Annotated in this window: 20 protein-coding genes; 5 read left to right on the top strand and 15 right to left on the bottom strand. The window is 31.7% G+C overall.

The window, feature by feature from the left end:
• Positions 1 to 22: 22 nt before the first annotated feature.
• The 6 genes from arcD to ACWJKS_RS07475 all read right to left on the bottom strand — a co-directional run bounded on the left by arcD (position 23) and on the right by ACWJKS_RS07475 (position 5,384).
• A complete protein-coding gene (arcD, locus tag ACWJKS_RS07500; protein ID WP_216304575.1) occupies positions 23 to 1,444 on the bottom strand; it encodes an arginine-ornithine antiporter in 1,422 nt (473 codons plus the stop codon).
• Between the two features lie 95 nt (positions 1,445 to 1,539).
• Positions 1,540 to 2,538, bottom strand: coding sequence for an ornithine carbamoyltransferase (gene argF, locus ACWJKS_RS07495; protein ID WP_462960861.1), 999 nt, complete (start codon positions 2,536 to 2,538; stop codon positions 1,540 to 1,542).
• 49 nt (positions 2,539 to 2,587) lie between these two features.
• Positions 2,588 to 3,811, bottom strand: coding sequence for an arginine deiminase (arcA, locus tag ACWJKS_RS07490; RefSeq protein WP_216304573.1), 1,224 nt, complete (start codon positions 3,809 to 3,811; stop codon positions 2,588 to 2,590).
• Positions 3,812 to 4,279: 468 nt separating this feature from the next.
• Positions 4,280 to 4,861, bottom strand: a complete 582-nt coding sequence (locus ACWJKS_RS07485; protein ID WP_165414511.1) for a manganese catalase family protein — start codon at positions 4,859 to 4,861, stop codon at positions 4,280 to 4,282.
• 3 nt (positions 4,862 to 4,864) lie between these two features.
• Positions 4,865 to 5,140, bottom strand: coding sequence for a spore coat protein CotJB (locus ACWJKS_RS07480; RefSeq protein ID WP_165414510.1), 276 nt, complete (start codon positions 5,138 to 5,140; stop codon positions 4,865 to 4,867).
• Entirely contained in the window at positions 5,130 to 5,384 is a 255-nt protein-coding gene (locus ACWJKS_RS07475) for a spore coat associated protein CotJA (RefSeq protein WP_253198299.1), read from the bottom strand. Before ACWJKS_RS07475 ends, ACWJKS_RS07480 begins: the two co-directional genes overlap by 11 nt.
• A 220-nt stretch (positions 5,385 to 5,604) precedes the next feature.
• Between ACWJKS_RS07475 and ACWJKS_RS07470 the strand changes: the two genes are divergently transcribed.
• The 3 genes from ACWJKS_RS07470 (at position 5,605) to ACWJKS_RS07460 (ending at position 8,133) form a co-directional block, all read left to right on the top strand.
• Entirely contained in the window at positions 5,605 to 6,246 is a 642-nt protein-coding gene (locus tag ACWJKS_RS07470) for a pentapeptide repeat-containing protein (protein WP_462959203.1), read from the top strand.
• Positions 6,247 to 6,300: 54 nt separating this feature from the next.
• Positions 6,301 to 7,323 (top strand): metal-dependent hydrolase, encoded by a 1,023-nt coding sequence (locus tag ACWJKS_RS07465; protein ID WP_462960860.1) that lies wholly within the window; start codon positions 6,301 to 6,303, stop codon positions 7,321 to 7,323.
• A gap of 87 nt (positions 7,324 to 7,410) precedes the next feature.
• Complete coding sequence (locus ACWJKS_RS07460) at positions 7,411 to 8,133, top strand: phosphatase (protein ID WP_216304426.1); 723 nt, start codon at positions 7,411 to 7,413, stop codon at positions 8,131 to 8,133.
• 281 nt (positions 8,134 to 8,414) lie between these two features.
• Here the strand turns inward: ACWJKS_RS07460 and ACWJKS_RS07455 are convergent, their stop codons facing one another.
• Positions 8,415 to 8,756, bottom strand: a complete 342-nt coding sequence (locus ACWJKS_RS07455; protein ID WP_216304425.1) for a hypothetical protein — start codon at positions 8,754 to 8,756, stop codon at positions 8,415 to 8,417.
• Between the two features lie 138 nt (positions 8,757 to 8,894).
• Here ACWJKS_RS07455 and ACWJKS_RS07450 point away from each other — a divergent pair, with 138 nt between their 5' ends.
• Positions 8,895 to 9,371 (top strand): DsrE/DsrF/DrsH-like family protein, encoded by a 477-nt coding sequence (locus ACWJKS_RS07450; protein WP_165414505.1) that lies wholly within the window; start codon positions 8,895 to 8,897, stop codon positions 9,369 to 9,371.
• Between the two features lie 141 nt (positions 9,372 to 9,512).
• Here ACWJKS_RS07450 and ACWJKS_RS07445 read toward each other — a convergent pair whose 3' ends face one another.
• Complete coding sequence (locus ACWJKS_RS07445) at positions 9,513 to 10,805, bottom strand: Na+/H+ antiporter NhaC family protein (protein ID WP_462960859.1); 1,293 nt, start codon at positions 10,803 to 10,805, stop codon at positions 9,513 to 9,515.
• A 342-nt stretch (positions 10,806 to 11,147) separates the two neighbouring features.
• On the opposite strand from ACWJKS_RS07445, the gene ACWJKS_RS07440 reads away from it, so the two are divergent.
• The gene (locus tag ACWJKS_RS07440) at positions 11,148 to 11,825 is read left to right on the top strand and encodes a tetratricopeptide repeat protein (protein ID WP_462960858.1); all 678 of its coding nucleotides are present in this window, start codon (positions 11,148 to 11,150) and stop codon (positions 11,823 to 11,825) included.
• A 72-nt stretch (positions 11,826 to 11,897) separates the two neighbouring features.
• Here ACWJKS_RS07440 and ACWJKS_RS07435 read toward each other — a convergent pair whose 3' ends face one another.
• The 7 genes from ACWJKS_RS07435 to ACWJKS_RS07405 form a co-directional block, all read right to left on the bottom strand.
• On the bottom strand, positions 11,898 to 13,997 hold the full coding sequence (locus tag ACWJKS_RS07435) for a sodium-translocating pyrophosphatase (RefSeq protein ID WP_462960857.1): 2,100 nt from the start codon (positions 13,995 to 13,997) through the stop codon (positions 11,898 to 11,900).
• A 284-nt stretch (positions 13,998 to 14,281) separates the two neighbouring features.
• Positions 14,282 to 15,961: a glycoside hydrolase family 13 protein gene (locus tag ACWJKS_RS07430; protein WP_220286879.1), complete on the bottom strand. Its 1,680-nt coding sequence runs from the start codon at positions 15,959 to 15,961 to the stop codon at positions 14,282 to 14,284.
• Positions 15,962 to 16,220: 259 nt separating this feature from the next.
• The gene (larE, locus tag ACWJKS_RS07425) at positions 16,221 to 17,060 is read right to left on the bottom strand and encodes an ATP-dependent sacrificial sulfur transferase LarE (protein ID WP_216304420.1); all 840 of its coding nucleotides are present in this window, start codon (positions 17,058 to 17,060) and stop codon (positions 16,221 to 16,223) included.
• A gap of 77 nt (positions 17,061 to 17,137) precedes the next feature.
• Positions 17,138 to 18,349 carry a dicarboxylate/amino acid:cation symporter gene (locus ACWJKS_RS07420; RefSeq protein WP_216304418.1) on the bottom strand — a complete coding sequence of 404 codons (1,212 nt, stop codon included), beginning with the start codon at positions 18,347 to 18,349 and terminating at the stop codon, positions 17,138 to 17,140.
• Positions 18,350 to 18,481: 132 nt separating this feature from the next.
• Complete coding sequence (locus ACWJKS_RS07415; RefSeq protein WP_462960856.1) at positions 18,482 to 19,624, bottom strand: SNIPE associated domain-containing protein; 1,143 nt, start codon at positions 19,622 to 19,624, stop codon at positions 18,482 to 18,484.
• Positions 19,625 to 19,859: 235 nt separating this feature from the next.
• Positions 19,860 to 20,693, bottom strand: coding sequence for a carbohydrate ABC transporter permease (locus tag ACWJKS_RS07410; protein ID WP_462960855.1), 834 nt, complete (start codon positions 20,691 to 20,693; stop codon positions 19,860 to 19,862).
• Positions 20,693 to 21,619, bottom strand: a complete 927-nt coding sequence (locus tag ACWJKS_RS07405) for a carbohydrate ABC transporter permease (protein ID WP_462960854.1) — start codon at positions 21,617 to 21,619, stop codon at positions 20,693 to 20,695. The genes ACWJKS_RS07410 and ACWJKS_RS07405 overlap by 1 nt, the downstream gene beginning before the upstream one ends.
• Positions 21,620 to 21,629 lie beyond the last annotated feature (10 nt).

Genomic DNA, 21,629 nt, shown 5'->3' with positions numbered 1-21,629 from the left:
TTAAAAACCTCTTTTCAACAATTTAAATTGTAATTTTACTTATTGCTAATAGATAAATAACATATATTGATCCAATAACGATCAAAGAAGTTAATACAAATTGGTTTTTTGTTAGTAATTTCTTTTCACCATTTTCTTTTCTAGCCATTACAAAAAACGCAATCCCAGGAATATAAGCCAAAAGACAAAGCAAAGTATAGTTTATTCCTGAAGCTAGAATTCCCCAAATTTCAAAAATTACTGTAATTAAACCTATGATTATTTGTTTTATTTCACCTTTTTTATGTCTGTCGATATAAGATATTTTAAATTGATACATTCCAACGAATAAATAACATATTAATATTGCAGCAGTACCCATTGAATAAGCAAACTGATATGCTTTATCTGTAAATAATAAAGTGAAAATGAATAATTGAGTTAAAGCCGCCGTGATAATTAATGAAAAAGTAGGCGCACCAGCTTTATTTACTTCACCAAATTTTTTCGGCAGTAGGTTTGCACGTGCCATTAAAAGAGTGGTTTCAGCGGGTAACATTGTCCACGATAACCATGAACCTAAAATAGATATTATTAAACCTATGTTTATGAATGTAGCTCCCCATGGCCCAACAATATCTTTTAAGATATACGCCATTGTAGGAGTTGGTAAATTTACTAGTTGCTCTTTACTCATAAGACCATAAGGAATCATAGAAGCTAAAACATAAATAATTAATAAACCTAATAGTCCTAGTACAGTTGCCCTGCCTGCTTCAGATTTCTTATTAGCACGAGAAGATAACATAGAGGCCCCTTCTATACCGACAAAAACCCACATCATTACCATCATACAACTTTTAACTTGCACGAATATATCTGATATCTTAAAATTAGTAGATATGTTTCCCCAAAAATGATATGTAAATAAATCCACCTTAAAAGCTATAATACCTATTACTATGAATAAAAAGATTGGTATTAATTTAAATAAGGTAACTAGTGTATTTATAACAGCGGCTTCTTCAACTCCTCTATTAACTATGTAAGTAAGTAACCATATAAAAACACTTGCACCGATAATTGATGGTATATTATGACCATTTCCAAAGACGGGAAAGAAGTAGGAAAGTATACTCATAAGCATTGTGGCAAAGGCTACATTGCCAAGCCAAGATGATAACCAGTATCCCCATCCACTAATAAAACCTCCAAATTTTCCAAAACCATCTTCTGCATAGCTGAATATGCCATTTAATTCAGGCTTTTTTAATAATAAATTGTTAAAAGATAACGATAACATTAAAACACCAAACCCAACAATTATCCATGCAATAATTGCAGGTCCTGCTGCAGCACCAGATACTAAATCACTAGATATACTAAATATACCAGCACCTATTGAGGACGTAATAACTAATGCTGTTAGTGAAAACAACCCTAGTTTTTTTGATCTATCAGACATTTTGTAATCTCCTTTTGATTAATGTATTAGCCATATTTTAAATTGGTGAGAGCAATAATATTGCCCTCACCAATTAATTTTATAATTATTTTAGGCTAGTTTCCAAGTGTAGCAACCATAATTGCTTTGATTGTATGCATTCTGTTTTCTGCTTCATCAAATACTATAGAATGTGTACTTTCAAATACTTCATCTGTAACTTCTAAACCTTCAAGACCATATTTTTCAAATATATCTTTACCTACAAGTGTTTTTAAATCATGAAAAGCTGGTAGGCAGTGCATGAATTTAACGTTTTTATTACCTGTCTTATTAAGCATTTCCATATTAACTTGGTATGGCCTTAATACTTCTATTCTTGATGCCCATACTTCGTCTGCTTCGCCCATAGAAACCCATACGTCTGTGTAGATTACATCTGCACTTTTAACTCCTGCATCAACGCTATCTGTAATGGTAATCTTTCCTCCTGTTTCTTTAGCAATTTCATTACATTTTGAAACTAATGCTGCTTCTGGGAATAAGCTCTTTGGTGATACAATTCTAAAGTCCATACCCATTTTAGCAGCACCTATCATCAATGCATTTGCCATGTTGTTTCTTCCATCTCCGGCATATACAAACACAATATCGCTTAATGGCTTGTCAAAGTGTTCTTTTATAGTTAAAAAATCTGCAAGAATTTGTGTTGGGTGGTCTTCAGTTGTTAATCCGTTCCATACTGGAACTCCTGCATATTTTGCTAGTTCTTCAACTATTTCTTGGCCATATCCTCTATATTCTATTCCATCATACATTCTTCCAAGAACTCTAGCTGTATCTGCTACAGATTCCTTTTTACCAATTTGAGTTCCTGTAGGTCCAAGGTAAGTTACATGAGCTCCTTGGTCTAGTGCTCCTACTTCAAAAGCACATCTTGTTCTTGTAGAACTCTTTTCAAATATTAGCGCAATGTTTTTACCTTTTAATTTCTGTTGTTCTGTACCTGCATACTTAGCTCTTTTTAAATCTCTAGCTAAATCTAAAAAGTAGTTTATTTCCTTTGGAGTAAAGTCCATCAAAGTTAAAAAGTTTCTGTTTCTTAAGTTAAACATAATAAATTCCTCCTAATATTGTTGTTTTTATATTGTTTTTATATTGTGTTTATAAGTTGTCTCTATTTAGTGGCATACTCATACATCTTGGGCCGCCTCTTCCTCTTGAAAGTTCGGCACTTGGCATTGTGAGCACTGTTACACCACGTTTTGATAAAATTTCATTTGTAACATAATTTCGTTCATAAGTTATAACTTTTCCTGGTGCAATAGCTAGAGTGTTTGATCCATCATTCCATTGCTCTCTTGCCGCTACAATAGCGTCACCACCACCACATCTTATTAAATCAACTGAAGGCACTTTTAATGCAGATTTTAATACATTTTGTAATATATCTTTTTCTTGCTTAATATTTAATTCTCCATTGACACCTTTTGTAATTTCGAAAACATTAAGTGGTCCTTCTATCTCTGGGTGTATTGTAAATTTATCATAATCAACCATAGTAAATACAGTATCAAGATGCATAAATGCTCTGCTAGATGGAATTTCTAGTACTAATACTTTTTCAAAAGTAGTATGTATTTCAAACAAATTTCTTGCTACAACTTCTATAGCTTCAGGGGAAGTTCTTTGACTGCATCCTATTGCAAGGGTTGTGGCAGATAATATAAGTTCGTCCCCACCTTCGATATTATTTGGGAGGCTTCTATCATACCAAAGTGGCACTTCATTTTGTTTGAAAGAGCTATGATATTCATGAATAAATTCTAGGAACAAAGTCTCACGTCTTCTAGCTTCAGTTTGCATAGTATTTATAGTAATCCCATTTCCAATTGAAGCACCTGGATCGCGAGTAAAGTAAAGATTAGGCATAGGATCTAAGTAGAATGGATACTGGGTTCCTATTAATCCTCTTAGAGAATGAATCTCCTTAACAGCTATTTCGTTTTTTCTAACTCCAGCCATAAGTATATCAATCATTTCTCTTGTAGGCTTTGACATTAAATAATCATAAAGAGATTTATATATTTCTTTATTACTAATGTGGCTTTCATGTAAAAACTGTTGTAAAAATATTTTTTTTGTTTGATCCTCATTCAAAGCCTCTGTAACTAGTTCTTCTAAATAAAGAACTTCAACATCGTTTTCTTTTAATATTTTTGCAAATATGTCATGTTCTTTTCGCGCTACTTCTAAATAAGGAATATCATCGAAAAGCAATCTTTCAAGAAGATTTGGTACTAAATTTTCTATTTCTCTACCGGGTCTATGTAGCATTACTTTATTAAGTTTTCCTATTTCAGAAGTTACATTTATAAATGATTCCATTTAACTTGGCCTCCTATTCATTTTTATTTATACTATCATTATAAAGTGTACGATTTTATAAGGGAACCCCATTATTTCACTGTAATTGCATATATATCTTGATTATTAGCTTTGCTCCTGAATTATCACTATATGGTTATGAAAATCTCTATTTTGCGCAATAATACTACATACATCTCCTCTTGATAAGTTAAAACGTCAGATTGTTTGTATATATATTCGCAATTATCTAATTTGCTATGCATAATAATAAAACTAAAGCATAAATATTCATTAAACTTATTTTTGGTTATTTATACTTATAAATGTGTTTAATGATTTTTGTTAATAATTTGTTCATAATTCTGTTAAGATTTTACCATCTTTGTATATGGAAGTCAACCGCAAATTTTTTTTATAAATTAAAAGCTTAGGATTGTTTTCACAATCCTAAGCTTTATTATCATTTATATGTGTACTTATAATTCATTATCTCATTGTAAACAAACGAGGTTCCTGTAAGTAATCTTGAACAATCCTAAGAGATTCACCAAACCTTTGATAGTGAACAATTTCTCTTTCTCGTAGAAACTTCAATGGATCTAATACATCAGGGTCATCTGCCATGTTAATTAGATATTCATAAGTGGCCCTTGCTTTTTGCTCTGCTGCTAAGTTTTCTGTTAGATCTACAATTGGATCCCCTTTTGATTGAAGATAAGAAGCATTAAAGGGTACTCCTGAAGCACTTACAGGGTATACTCCTCTACCATGATCCACATAATAGCCACTCATGCCTCCTTTTTCAATTTCTTCAAGACTGGCACCTTTCATTAGCTGTCTAACCATAGCACCTACCATTTCTAAATGGGCCAATTCTTCCGTACCAATATCAGTACATGTTGTTATAGCTTGAGGCGTAATCATAGAAAAGCGCTGACTCAGATATCTTAATGAGGCACCTAATTCACCATCCGGTCCGCCATATTGAGTAATAATAATTTTCGCCATTGCAGGATTTGGATTTTTAATTTTCACTGGATACTGTAAAAACTTATCGTATGTCCACATAAATTACATATCCCCCCTTTCAAGTTTGAAATTAGCATCAGTTTCCCAAGGCCATGGATTATTTATCCACTGCCATGGATAAGGGCTCAGCGAGTTGTCAGACAACATTCCGTAATTCATCTCATAGCTTTCTCTTAATCCTCTTGATTCCATCACATAAAAATTATATTTTGCAAGAGCCTCTTGATCCATTGGATGGGTATTAAGAAACAAACCTAGGTCATCTTTCATAAATTCTGAAGCAACAATTAGTTTTAAAAGTTCCATTTTAGTCTTCATAAGTTCTCCCCTTTTTACTTGATGCAAATGGACTATTTTTTTTGTTTTCCCCCTCAAACGGACTATAAAGTTCTGGGAAAGCAGTTCCTCTTTTAAGTGCTTCTAAAGGCGCAAAAATCGTGCAAAGTTTTTGGTACGGAACGTAAGCTGCGGCTAATCTAACATTTTCTATTATAGTTTCTTGTGGAATACAATTACTCATTGTTGGGCAGTTTGTTTTTTTTCTCATTTCATTCTGTTCCAATTTAATCCTCCATATAATATTGTTGAGTACATAATATTATATTCACGTATTTAAAAATGTGATAGTTTTCTTTTAATTAATTATTGACTTTTATTGAAATTGTGTATACTATTTATAATGAATGTAAAAACTTCTAACCACCTTAAAATTGGTTAGAAGTTTTTTTAAGGTATACTAATATTAAGGAAGGCAAATAAATGCATTTGCCATGGAGGTAAAAATGGGTAAGAATCAAAGTGTTAAAGGTAATTTTATTTACAACAACATAGAGAAAATAGGTAAGAATTTTATGTATAAAAATCTTGAGAGAAGCAATTGTTATAATAGTGATTTTTCAAACTCTAATTTTAATTTTGTAAATTTTAGAGGTGCGCATTTTAAATCATGTGTGTTTTTTGAGTGTACCTTTAAGTGGGCCGAATTTATTGGAACAAATCTAAAAGGCAGTGATTTCAAAAATACTATATTTGAAAATACTATATTTGATTCTGTGAATCTAGACGGTGTTGATTTTAAAGATGCGGAATTTAAAAATACTATATTTTTGTCAACTGATGTTACAAAAGCTAAGAATCTTAGCATTAAAAACTCAGACATCAAAATTTTTGATGAAATGCCACAATTTGAAATTAGTGAGGACCTTAAAATAGCTATTCTAGATGCAATGAAAAATAAATATGTAAAGGCTGCAAGGGTTCTAGATACAAAAGATGGTGGCATTAACATGATAAATTTAACAATATTATTAGAGAACTTTGATGAGGATACCTTAATTAAAGGATTAAATATCATTAAATCCGATTTAAATTGTGATTTTCACACATTAAGTTATATAATTAAGTTTTTAAAAAACAATATGTAATGTAATTTATAAAAAAATTTACAATGACATCAACGGAAGTAAGGAGTACATAAGATGAATGGGCGATCACACCAAAAAATAGCGATATTATCATATGCTATAGTAGCGACAATACCTTTAATTAATTCAATGCCAATATTCAACAATAAATATATACATGTTCCAATGGGAATAAGCATTATTGGCCTTGGAACTGCCTCTCTGGCGGGATTACTTGTTGATGCAGATAGTCAAAATAGTAAGATAAACCAAATGAACCCACTTTCAGGCACAAGTACTAAAGTAATAAATAATATGGAAAAATCATTAAAGTTATTACTAAAATTATTATTAAGTATTGGACTTGGGGCACTGATTTTGTGGTATTCAAAAACTATTGTACAAGAGTTAACAATGATAAAATATATAGGTAAATATGCTGAGATATTCACATATTTTATGTCTTTCCTTTTTATAGTTTTAGGAATCACCAATGATAGGTATTATAAAAGGATTCCTATCATTGGTTTAGTTTATAAGAAATTCTCCGCCACAATTAGTAAAGGAACAAATAATTTCAAAAGGTCGACCATGCTTATAACTTATATTGGTTCGAGTGCAATTTTAGCAATGTATAACGTTACTAATTTAAACGATGCATTTATTTATCTTATTTGTATTTTATTAATTTGTATAGCAATATTCCCACACAGAACATTTTTGCACTCAATAGAAGGCGTTACTATTTTTACTATTTCAGCTTCATATGTATTTAATAAATTAGGCTATGAATATTTAACGGGGTGTTTTTTCGTTGGATATATAAGTCATATTTATTGGGCTGATATATTTACTAAAGAAGGAGTACCAATACTTTCAATACCCAGGTTTCTTGCGCAGTTATTGAAAAAATTAGGTATTCATAATAAATTTGTTAATATATTAGAAAAAATAGGTAAGTTTAAACTTAAATTCCCACCACATATTACCACAGGCTCTGATACTGGAAATTTATTTGAAGTAATATATATTGTAGTATTATTTGTAGTAGTCGTGATAGGTTTCAATGTTTATGGTGGAGAATTCAGAGTAATATAAGTAAAATATATCCCCTTTTTAAGCACTAGCATGGATTTTGGGATACAATTAAATATATACAGATGGAAAAGTGAGAGGAGAGATTTTATGAAGTTTATTGCTGATTTACATACCCATACTATAGTTAGTGGCCATGCATATAGTACTTTAATGGAGAATGCGAAATATGCTAGTGAGAAAGGTCTTGAGATATTAGGAGTTACAGATCACGGTCCTAATATGCCAGGAGCTCCCGACCCTTGGTATTTTGAAAATTTTAAAGTGCTGCCAAGAGAATTATACGGTGTTAAAATGCTTTACGGATGTGAAGCTAATATAATTGATTATGAAGGTAATCTTGATATACCAGTAAAGCTACAAAATGTTCTTGACATAATGATAGCAAGCATGCATGAACCTCTAATGGAAGGTGAAAAGAGTGCAGACTTAAATACAGCTACTATTTTAAAAGCTATGGATAATCCTTATGTGAATATTTTAGGACATATGGGAAATCCTAAATTCCCTATACATGCGGAAGAAATCGTAAAAAAAGCAAAAGAAAAAAATATACTAATCGAAATAAATAATAGCTCTTTTGTAACTTCAAGAAAAGGCAGTGACAAAAACTGTCTTAAAATTCTAAAACTTTGCAAAGAATTTGGAGTAAGGATTATTGTAAACAGTGATGCTCATTTCTGCTATTCTATAGGAAATTTTAGTGTTGTAGAAAAATTACTTAGAGATATAAATATGCCTGAAGAACTTATTATTAATACTAATAAAAAAATGTTATTATCATTTCTTAAAGAAAAAGGTAAAAATATATAATACAGTAGCTAAAATCATTAAACAGACATAAATAAGACTGTTCAAAAAGTTCTTACCATTTACAGAGATTGGAAGCTTCTAGAAGCTTCCAATCTCTGTTGTTTTTAATCCTCTTTCTTAACTATTAGCATATAATCATTTTTTATAACTCAAAGTTTAACGACATTTCAGAAGGAAAGTCTCCTACTTCTATAAGTGCGGTATTAATCTCCTTCTGAAGTCGTCAATTCATCTTCTTCGATGCTGTGCAGCTCCGCAGGAGTTGATTTAATATATACATATTATTTTATAACCTCATCCTTGCTTTGTTTCTCATCTTCCAAGTCTTCAAAGGCCCTCTCCATTGCAATTCCTACGTCACCTACAGATTCATCAAGTGCTTTATCCAATGTTTGCTTAATTTCATCCCTTTTAGTATTTGTATCTTCTTCAATATCCTCTTCAATATCTTTTGCATTACTAATAATAATATTTTTTATTTCGCCACAACAACTTCGAACGAACAAACCTGCAATAGCTCCTCCAATTGCGACACCTATCACTGCTAAACTGTTAATAGGGCAAACCCTTTGTTTTCTTTTTTTAAATTTATTTTTATTTGATAGTCTGTCTAAAGAATTCATACAATAATCCTCCTAAATATAATAAATATTTTTGCAACATTTATTATATTATTTCCCCATCATTATAAAAAAATTCAATTAATGAATAAGAATAAATATGTAAATATATACACATACTAAAGAAAATGAGGTGCTATAATGAATAAAAAACTAAGTCTTATAATGTTTAGTGGAGAATATGACAAAGCTTTAGCTGGATTAATACTGGCAAATTCAGCTAAAGAATTAGGAATGGAAGTGTCTATGTTTTTCGCCTTTTGGGGTCTGCTTTTATTGAGAGATCCAAATATAAATACAAGTGAAGGTAAGTCTTCGCTGGAGAAACTTATGGGTGCAATGACTCCAAAAGGTCCAGATGAATTACCCCTTTCCACCATGAATTTTAGTGGTTTCGGAAAAAAAATGCTTGAGGCTATGATGAAGGAAGACGGAACACCTACCCTTTCTAAATTTCTAGAAGGTGCTGTAAAAAAAGGTGTTAAGTTTTATGGATGTAAGCTTTCAATGGAAGTTATGGGCCTTAAAAAGGAAGAACTCATTCCAGAACTTGAGGTAATTGAGGCTAAGGACTATCTAAAGGATGCTCTCGAATCAGATATACAATTATTCATATAAGGGTAAGTGCATAAATAAACTGGCACCTATAGGGTAAGCACATAAAAAAGTGTTTACTCTATAGGTGCCAGCTTACTTAGGATTTACTTCCTTATTGCTAGAATAAAACTCCACTAAAGCCATTCTCATGACTGCCCCTGTTTATTTAAAACTTTGGGCTTTGGGCCAATCTAAGAATATTGAAAGTAATCCGCAAACTATCATTAAATAAGAATATATTGAAAAAGGAATAATTTGAATAGGTGATATCTTCCCAATTGTTGCTGCTAATAGCATTTGCCCTGCATAAGGACTTACGCCTTGAAACCCAGCCGAAAATATATCTAAAATACTTGCTGCTCTTATTGGACTAACCCCATATTTCTCTGACAAATCCTTTGCGAGTGGTCCTGCCGTAATAATAGATATTGTATTATTTGTTGTAGTTATATCTAGCACGCTTACTAATGCAGCTATTCCTATTTCTGCTCCTTTTTTTGTTTTAACTTTAGATGCTAAATTTTCTAGTAGATACTCAATCCCCCCATAATAATGCATAAGGCCAACCAATCCGCCTACTATAATAGATATCAGTGCTAAATCTTCCATCCAGCCCATCCCTCTTTGCAATATTGCAAACATCTCAACTATATTAAAACTACCCATTGCAAGTCCTATTATTGATCCAGTAGCTATACCTATTCCTAAAACAACCATAACATTTAGGCCGATTGCCGCACTAGCAATAATTGATATATATGGAATTATTCTAACTAACGAGTATTCAAGTGCTTGCAACTGAACATTTCCACCAGATAGAAAAGTCAATATTATTACAGTAATAACAAAAGCGGGTAAAATAATTAAACCGTTTGATTTAAATTTATCTCTCATTTTTACTCCTTGCGTTCTTGTAGCTGCAATTGTTGTATCTGAAATAAAAGATAGATTATCCCCAAACATTGCACCACCGACTACAGTTCCTAATACCAAAGGTAATCCCATACCCGTTTGCGATGCTATACCAACTCCTATTGGCGCTAAAGCTGTTATAGTTCCCATTGAAGTGCCCATAGAAAATGATAAAATAGAACAAACTATAAATAAACCTGGTAACATCATATTGGCTGGTAAAACACTTAATCCCATATTTACTATGGAAGTAACAGCACCCATTGCATCTGCAATTGAATAAAAAGCGCCTGCCAATATGAATATAACTACCATTAACATAATAGTAGGTTCTCCAGCCGCTTTCGCAAATATATCAATCTTGTCGGACAACGATGTTTTCTCTCCTTTTTTATCCAATAATAAAGCAAAAGCAGTAGCGAAAACAAATGCTAGCAATAATGGCATACTAGAGAAGTTTCCCGTTAAAATACCAACCCCCATAAACAATATTAAGAAAAATACCAAAGGTAATAATCCTATAAAATTAATTCTTTTTTCCATTTAATTTTCCTCCTAAGTATAATAATAATTATTCTTTCATGTTAAATCATCGCCTTAGTCTGTTCTAAAGCTTTTGTTTAGATATAACCATTTATTTTGTATATCTTTTTACTATTCTATCATTTAATTTCGTTTATTTCGATGTATTTTGATATATTCCGGTATTTTTTTATGTTTTGTTTAAATAAACACAGCCCTTAATAACTTTTACTATATTAAATATTCATATATTGTTATTATATAGGTATCTCTACCATATACTTGTCAAAAACGAACAAAATCATATGGCGTAATATTAAAGTTTAAGTTTAAAATATTATAGTAAAGGAATCGGTGGAAAATATGAAATCACAATCATTTAAATTTAGGGTAATAATGTTTGCTATTCTTTCTGCTATATGGATAGGTATAATAGTTAATGCCACAATAAAAAATAACAGTGTGATTGTATCGAACAATAAAAATGAAGAAATAAAAAAACAACAATTAAAAGAAAAAGAAATAAAAAAACAGCAACAGATAAATCAAAAACAAGAAAACTTAGAAAAGGTATGGAAGAAAGGGTATGATGAGTTTTTTCATAAAAGATATAAGCAAGCTATTGAAACGGAAAGGCAAGTCATAAAAGAAGATCCTACTTTTTATAAAGCATATGCTGTAGAAGGAATTGCCTTAGCTTACAGTGGAAATTTTGAGAAAGGTATGCAGCAAATCGATCAATCATTAAAACTCAACCCTAATTATGGATATGCAAGATTTAATAAAGCACTAGCCAATGAATTATACAATCATTATGATGAAGCTATCATATGGTATAAAAAAGATTTAGAAGTGGAAAAGTTTGAATGGAGCTATTATGGTATAGCTAGTATCTATGGAAGAAAAGGTGATGTTAATAATACCGTAAAATATTTAAAACTAGCTATTGATATTAATCCAAGTGTAAAAAATAATGCAAAGAATGAGGAAGATTTTGATAATGTGCGTAGCCATATGGAATTTAAGGAATTAATAGAATAACCACCGATTAAGATGCTGTTTGCATCTTAATTGGTGGTTATTATTAGTATTTTACAGTTGATTTTGTAATATCTAAAACATTGAGAACTTCAAAATAAATGCTGCAAATACTATTGATACCATTGAAAGTAATTTAATCAATATGTTTATGGATGGACCTGAGGTATCCTTAAATGGATCTCCTACAGTGTCACCAACAACGGCAGCTTTATGACACTCTGATCCTTTTCCACCTAGGTTTCCAGCTTCAATATGTTTTTTAGCATTATCCCAAGCTCCACCTGAATTTGCCATCATAATAGCAAGTACAAAACCTGTTACAGTTGCTCCTGCTAGTAATCCTACTACGCCATTTACACCTAAAAGTAAACCAACTACTATTGGAATAGTAATAGCGAGTAGTGCCGGCATAATCATTTCCTTTTGAGCTGATTTTGTACAGATATCAACACACCTTGCATAATCAGCTTCTGCTTTACCTTCCATAAGACCCACTATCTCTTTAAATTGTCTTCTAACTTCTACCACTATAAGTTGTGCTGCCGTGCCGACTGCATCCATGGTGAGTGCTGCAAATATGAAAGGCACCATTCCACCTATAAATAACCCTATAAGAACCTGGGGATTTAATACTGACAAATTAAAAACAAAATCCAAATTTTCTTTTTTTATAATAATTTCTACTTGATCTCTATATGCTGCGATAAGCGCAAGAGCTGTTAAAGCTGCAGAACCTATAGCAAAACCTTTGCCTGTAGCTGCAGTAGTATTGCCTAAAGAATCAAGAGCATCTGTTCTTTCTCGTACTATAGGATCTTGATGAGTCATTTCTGCAATACCACCAGCGTTATCTGCCACAGGACCATACGCATCCGTAGCAAGTGTTATACCTAGTGTGCTAAGCATACCTACTGCGGCTATTCCTACACCATATAACCCCATATTATAATCTACTGCTCCTCCAGCAAAATAAAAACTAGTTGCTATAGCCACAGCTACTATTACAACTGGAAGAAAAGTAGACATCATTCCAAGTGAAAGACCACCTATTATAACTGTTGCTGCACCGGTTTTTGTTGTTTGTGCTAGTTTTTGGGTAGGCTTGTATGTGTCTGAAGTAAAGTACTCTGTACAAAACCCAATTAAATTACCTGCTATAAGACCACTTAATATTGCAAAGTAAACTCCAATGTGATCCCATCCAAGTACATTCCAGACTAGGAAGAAGGTAGCTATCCCAATTATTGCAGAACTAACGTAAACACCTCGTCTAAGAGCTGATAAAAGACTTTTTTGCTCAGCTTTCTCCCCTGATTTAACAAAGAAGGTTCCAATAATAGATGCAACTATACCTATAGCTGCTATGATCATAGGAATTGTAACACCTGAAACTCCAAGTCCAGCTGCTACGGCAAGAGCAGCAGTAGCTACTATTGACCCAACATAGGATTCATATAAATCTGCACCCATACCAGCTACATCTCCAACATTGTCTCCAACATTATCCGCTATAACTGCAGGGTTTCTTGGATCATCCTCAGGAATTCCTGCTTCAAGCTTACCAACAAGGTCTGCACCTACATCTGCTGCTTTAGTAAATATACCGCCACCAACACGTGCAAATAATGCCATTGCACTAGCTCCCATTCCACATGTAATCAGTGCACTTGTTATATTTTGAATTCTTATACCCGCTTCTAAATCTCTATAGAAAAAATCCAATAAATAATAAAATATACTAACATGAAGAAGTCCAAGACCTACAACGGTAAGTCCCATTACTGCACCGCTTGAAAAAGCAACGTTTAAAGCACTATTAAGACTTTTCCCAGCTGCATGTGTAGTTCTAACATTTGCACGGGTAGCAATTTTCATCCCTATAAAGCCTGAGAGACCTGAGAAGAACCCCCCACTTATAAATGCAAAAGGTGCAAATGGCGTAATAAACCCAAATGATGCAAGTATTCCTAGTATTACAAACATAGCTGCAAAGAAAATAATCACTCCTGTATACTGTCTTTTTAAATATGCATCTGCACCATTTCTAATAGCAGTCGCAATTTTTTTCATCTGCTCTGTTCCTTCATCTTTTTTTAGTACTTTAGCTGCAAGATAACCAGCAAAAGCAAGGGCTAATATGGAACAAGCTGGGGCTAAAATCAATAAATTCATAATAATTCCCTCCCAAGTATTTTAGCAATAGGGTTACATTATTCTTACAATATTGTCTTATTATACCACGATTTAAACCTAGTTGGAAGCTTTAATCTATCATCAATTTTTTCTACTACTTTCCACCAACATTAAATGCTCTAGCAGTTTACTTCTCATATATTGATTTTTGAAAATCATTCGCACACCTAATTTATCATTATAAATAAAAACCCTCAAATCCTTATTTAACAAGTTTTTGAGGGTTGCGAACCTTGAGTATTAATTCCACTTATATAGCTCACTTATTTTAATAAATATACTCTTGCTTCATAAGGTTTAAGGTTAATTTCATCTATGGACTCAGTCTCTACAATATAATTTGAAATTAGAAGATCTTTATGCTCATATTTTATATTGTTGGAAAGAGCAAACTTAGCAATATTCTCACAGAAATTACATATTACTAAAAGAGTCTCATTTTTTAATTCTCTTTTATATGCATAGATATCTTTGTGGTCCCCCAAAATTAAAGTATATTTTCCATATACTATTATTTCATTATTCTTTCTAAGTCTTATAAGTTTTTTATAATAATTAAAAATAGAGTTTTCATCTTCTAATTGCGATTGCGCATTAACATATTTATAATTTGGATTTACCTTGATCCAAGGAGTTCCATCAGTAAAACCTGCATTTTTTTTATTATTCCACTGAAATGGCGTTCTTGCGTTATCTCTGCCCCTTTTATAAATAGAATTCATAATCTCATCATGACTTTTCTTACCACTTTCAGTAAAATCTCTATATGCATTTAGTGTTTCAATATCTTTGTAATCATTGATGTTATCAAATTTGACATTTGTCATACCTATTTCCTCACCTTGATAAATGTAGGGAGTACCTTGCATCATATGAAGAAAGGTTGCTAACATTTTTGCAGATTCAATTCTATATTTATTGTCATTTCCAAAACGTGAAACCATTCTTGGTTGATCATGGTTATTTAAATAAAGACTATTCCATCCTTTAGCTTCAAGTTCATTTTGCCATTTTGACATAATAGTTTTAAATTCACTCAGCTCAAATTTTGTTTTGCCCCATTTCCCTTCTGGCCCATCTCCTACACTCATATGTTCAAATTGAAACACCATATTTAATTCATTTCTATCTTCATCTACGTATTCGATAGCTTGCGCAGGTGTTACATCTGGCGTTTCGCCAACAGTTATAACATCATACTTGCTTAATACTTCTTTATTCATTTCTTGTAAATAATCATGAACCTTTGGATGATTTTTGCTGAAATTACCTGGATCTGCATAGTTATTATCTCCATTAAGAATACCGTCAGGATAGCTTTGATCTTTTCCAATCATATTAATAACATCCATACGGAAACCATCAATTCCTTTTTCTAGCCACCATTCCATCATACCAAAGATTTCTTTTCTTAAATTTTCGTTCTCCCAATTTAAATCTGGTTGTTTTTTCGAGAATAAGTGTAAATAATACATTTGTGATTGAGGGTCTAATTCCCAAGCAGAACCACTAAAGCACGATCCCCAATTATTGGGAGGCAAGCTATCTTTTGCATCCCTCCAAATGTAATAATCTCTATATTTATTTGTTTTAGATTTCTTACTCTCAATAAACCATTTATGCTCATCAGAACTATGATTTACGACAAGATCCATCATTATCTTAATCTTTCTATCATGAGCTCGTGATAGCAATAAATCAAAATCCTCTATGGTTCCAAATTCTTTCATTATCCCCTGGTAATTACTTATATCATATCCATTATCATCATTAGGTGATTCATAAACAGGCGACAACCATATTACATCAATTCCTAGTTCCTCAAGATAATCAAGTTTTTCTATTATTCCTCTTAAGTCTCCGATTCCGTCGCCATTACTATCTTTAAAACTTCTTGGGTAAATCTGGTAAACTACACTTTCTTTCCACCAATATTTATTCATAAACTCTCCTTCTTTCTATTGTTTTATAACTTCCTTAACATTTGGTAACAATACCTCTATAATATGGCTAGTTTTTGTCTTTAAGTTCCTACCAATTGCAGTTAGTCTATATTAAATTTCCTCTACCACATTTTACCATATAAACGTAAATTAGTATATATTTTTTACTTGCTATAAAAAATATTTCATGAAAATTAAATTTATTTAGATAAAACAATCTTTGATATAGTAGCAACTATTAATAAAAAAGCTCTTGATTTTAATCAAGAGCTTTTACTGAATTTCTTTCTGCTACGCTAAGTACTTCGTTCATACTTCCAGTTCTATAGCCTAACAAATCAAGGGTTACATATTTAAAACCAATACTTTTCAATTTGTTTCCAACTTTATCCATCATTTCAATATTGAAAAATTTATTTCTTTCTTCAACATTAACCTCTACCCTTGCTATATCTCCGTGGTGCCTTACCCTTATCTGTCTGAACCCTAAATCCAATAAAAACTGTTCGGCTTTTTCAACCATACTTAGTTTTTTCACCGTTATCTCATTGCCATATGGAAATCTTGAGGATAGACATGCAAATGCTGGCTTGTCCCAAGTAGGTACACCCAATCTCTTTGACAGTGCTCTTATATCATTTTTCGTAAAGCCAGCATCCTTTAATGGGCTAATAACTTTTAATTCCTTAGCTGCCTTCATTCCCGGTCTGTAATCGGAAGAGTCATCAACATTCGAACCATCTAAAACTGCATTAATGTTATTATCATCAGCAACTTTTCTAATCTTTGAGAAAAGTTCTTTTTTACAAAAATAGCACCTATTAACAGGATTTTTAGCAAATCCTTCAATTTCTAATTCTTCCGAAATTATGACTATATGCTTTGCCCCGATACCTTCAATATATTTAACAGCTTCCTTAAATTCTCTTTCCGGGTATGTTGATGACTTTGCCGTTATTGCTATAACCCTATTCCCCAAAACATCAGCTGCTACCTTTAAAAGAAACGTGCTATCAACACCCCCAGAATACGCTACCGCTACACTTTCTAAATCTTGAAGAATCTCCTTTAACTTTTGAAATTTCAAATCTAATTCCATATTTCGTCCTCCTGTTCTTATAATGCTATTACTATTTACACTAAAAATATATCACTATATTTAATTTACCATAATATCTAAGCAATAGCATCTTTTTCTTTTGGAGTTTCAAGTTTATGTCCTGAGATTTTATTTATTATAACAGCAATTGCTCCATCTCCAGTTATGTTGCAAGCAGTACCAAAACTATCTTGGGCTACATATAGAGCTATCATAAGCGATGTCAATGTTTCATTGAATCCGAGCATACTTTGAAGAAGTCCAAGTGATGCCATAACCGCTCCGCCAGGAACTCCGGGAGCCGCTACCATTGTAACTCCTAATGCTAAAATAAATCCAAAGAAAGTTCCAAAACCATAATTCATACCATTTAACATCATTATTGCAAGAGAACAACTTACCAAAGTTATTGTGCTACCTGAAAGATGTATAGTTGCACAAAGTGGTATTACAAAATCAGCTACTCCATCACTTACCCCATTTTTTTTAGTTTGAGCAAGAGTAACAGGAATAGTTGCTGCAGATGATTGAGTTCCTATAGCTGTTAAATATGCAGGAATCATTTTCTTAATTAATCTGAATGGATTAGCACCTGATATGCTTCCAGCAACTACATATTGAAGAACAATTACTATAATGTGAAGTAAAATAACTAAAATGAATACTTTTGAGAATACCTTTAATATAGATTCAACTTGACCAGCATAAGTCATATTTGCGAAAGTACCCATAATGTATATAGGTAGTAGTGGAATTATTATTCCAGAAATCAGTTTACTTATAATTTCTTGGAATTCCTTCATAACACTCTTTATGGCAGTAGATTTTATTGCAGCAATTCCTATACCTATTGTAAATGCAAGAACTAAAGCAGTCATTACATCCATTAAAGGTAGTATTTTAAATTCAATAAAGGCTTTAGCAAGCCCACTCTCACTACTACCAAAATTTGCGCCTAGTGCTCCAGGTTTTAAAAACATTGGAAGAATAGTAATATTTGCAAAGTATGCTATTGATCCGGCAATTATAGTAGATGCATACGCTATTCCTGCAGTTAAAGCTAGAATTTTACCAGCCCCACTACCAAGATCACCTATACCAGGTACTATAAATCCTATAATTATAAGCGGTATAGCAAAACCTAAAAATTGACCGAATAGTCCATTGAATGTTGCAAAAATCCTAATCCCTGTTCCTGGAAGTATTTTTCCTAAAATGATACCTAATATGATAGCGATAATAAGTCTAGGAAGTAATCCTATTTTTTTCTTTTTTACTGTTTTTTTCATTTATATTCCTCCTTATAAATAAACGCCTTAATTTGACGTTTAAATTTTAATTTTAATAATTACTTTCATAAATAATGCATTTTTGTTATAGCTTCATTATAGTTCTTCTAAGGTTATCACACAACCATTATTTTACTTTTCTTCCTGTTTTTTAAGTTTATATTCATAAGAAAGATAAAGTTCTTCTAGTTTAGTATCCAAATATTTAGGAGCTATTTTAACTTGTGTTATATTCCCAAGCTTATTTAAATCCTCAAAGAATTTTTTGATTCTATTTTCTATCATTTCTATATTACTAAATTTAACCTTTTCAATTATAGAATCACACTCATCATTAAAAATCCTAAGGACTAATTTAATCATATCCTCTGTCATATCTCCAACTAGTTGATTGCCTTCTTTTATACTTCCATTAACAATCCACTGCTTAAATTCTATAGCTTCCTTTGATTTTATCATCTCAATTTGCTTTTCTCTTATATCCTGAAGCATTGTAGAACATTTTTCTGAATTCATTAAATTATATTCAGATTTATAAACTCCAAAACTTTGCATTAAAATATCATCATCTAAATTTATTATTTGAGACTTTAAGCTATCCACACATGTTTTTATATCGTTATATTCTGCATTAAGTTCCTCAATGAATTTTGTTTTAGTTTCAATTAAAACTTCATATTCATTTGATTTCTGTTCAATTTCATTAGCTTTTAGTTTGAACATATCCTCATATTCTTTGCTTTTCATTTCAATAAAGTCATCATACTCTGTTGATTTATCTTCAAGTTCTTTATCTTTTAACTGGATTAAATTATCATACTCTTTACTTTTGTTTTCAATTAATCCATCGTATTCTGTTGATTTGCCTTCAAGTTCTTTACCTTTTAGCTGAATTAGATCATCATATTCTTTACTCTTGTTTTCAATTATGCAATCGTATTCTGCTGATTTATCTTCAAGCTCTTTACATTTCAGCTTAATTAAATCATCATATTCATTCGATTTTTGTTCAAACTCTCTAGACTGATACACAGCTTGATCATTATATTCTGTTTTAAGTTCTTGTATGTCTTTTGCTTTTGTTTTAATTATATTATCATATCCTTCGAGCTCTGCTTCAAGTTCTTTAGTTTTAGATAAAATTTGACTCATTCCCATTTGAGTTGGAGTTAATTTTATATATTTCAAATTTTTATTTTCCTCGATTAGTTTTTCAACCTCAGATTTATATTGCTTCGCATTTAAAGCATCTTTAATAGACGTAAGTATTGCCATTGAAAACCCTCCTATTTCTTTATTAATTTACATTATACCACAAAAAATTCACTCGTAAATATAGTAATAAGTCAAATTTTAGCTCAATAATTACCAAACTATTAATATTTTCCTAATTTTATCCTTATGTATACTGTAGCTCACTACCCTAAATATAAAAAATACACCTATATCTAGGTGCATCATCTTGTTATATAATCTCTTACTTGTCTATACACAACAATAGATAAAATTATTATCCTTTGACAGCACCGTCAGTATGACCCCCTACCAGATATTTTTGGATAACACCAAACATAATGAATATAGGTATTAAAGCAATAACAGAACCTGCTGTCATCATTCCCCAGTCTATATCATATTTCCCGATAAAAGCATTAATCCCTGTTGGCAGAGTTTTAAGGCCTTCACGGCTTATAAACAGAGTGTTGAAGAATAATTCATTCCATGCTCCCATAAAAGCAAAAACAAAAGTTGCAATAATACCTGGTTTCATTACAGGAAGTATTATTTTTATCAATGCTTGTATTCTTGAACATCCATCAATCATTGCAGCTTCTTCCAAAGTATAAGGTATTTTTTCGAAAAATCCCCTTATCATCATAGTGCAAAAAGGGATGTTCAAAACTATATAAATTATTATTAGTCCCAGCAAATTATTTATAAGGCCTAATTTTGAAAAAAGCATAAATATAGGCACTATAATCGCTGCCACAGGAACCATCTGAGTTGCAAGGAATAGAAAGAGGGTAAGTTTTTTACCTGCAAATTTAAACCTTGCCAGAGAATATCCTGCAAATAGTGATATAATCAAAGTCCCTATTGATGCAGTAGTACCTACAATCACACTATTTTTAAAGTATACTGGAAAGTTTGTAGTTTTTAATATACTTTCATAATTTTTTAAAGTAAAGTGTTTTGGAAAGTATGTTATAGGTATAGTCACTATCTCCTTAACTGACTTTACTGATGTAATAAATATCCAGATGATAGGGGAAGTCATAAAAATAAAGAATGCTACCATTAAAAAGTATGTCAATGCTCTGCTTAATTTATTTTCCTTGTTCATTAAAAATCACCCGCTTTATCAAATTTCGTAATTGCTAGATAAAGTACAGTATATATGAGTAGTATTACTAAAAATATGACACTTATAGCTGACGCCTGACCAAAATCAAGGGCTTTATATGCTTTAAAAATAATATAAGAAGCCAAATTATTTGATGAATTCAAAGGCCCACCATTTGTCATTATATATATAATATCTGCAAAACTAAATATCCATATGACTCTAAGCAGCAAAGTTGTAATGATAGTGGGTTTTATGTATGGCAAAGTTATTTTGAAAAATTTTGCTACTTTTCCTGCACCATCTATTTCTGCAGATTCGTATAAAGTCAACGGTATTGACTGAAGTGCAGCCAAAATCATTATGGTGAAAAACGGTATACCATACCAAATATTTGCCACTATTGTGCTTGGAAGTGCAGTATTTAATTGTGCCAAGAATGAAATAGGCTCTTTTGTTAAATGCAATTTAATAAAAATATCATTTATAACTCCATATTGCCCATTAAGTAGCCATTTCCATATAAGTCCTATTAAAAAGCCAGGTACTGCCCAAGGCGCAAGAACTAAGGCCTGATATAAGCCCCTAAATTTAAATTTTCTATTTAGTAGCAGAGCCAAAATTAGCCCAAATGTAAACTGGAAACTTATCGAACCTGCAACCCACCAGAATGAATTTTTTAAAATCTTCCAAAAATCTTTTTCTGCAAGTATTGCTTTGTAATTTTCAAAACCATTAAAGTAAATATTGGGATCATTTAGCCTATAATGATAGAAGGAGGTTGCTATCCCCTTTGCAATTGGATATCCAATAAAAACAAACATTAATACTAATCCCGGCATTATATATAAATAAGGCTCAATATTCTTTTTCTTAACACTGTTTATAACCCGTTTTTTTTGTGCTAATGATTTTTTACTGTCCAAACTACTACCT

It is taken from the genome of Clostridium sp. CM038, assembly GCF_055081105.1.
This window is presented reverse-complemented; position numbering and strand designations above follow the sequence as displayed.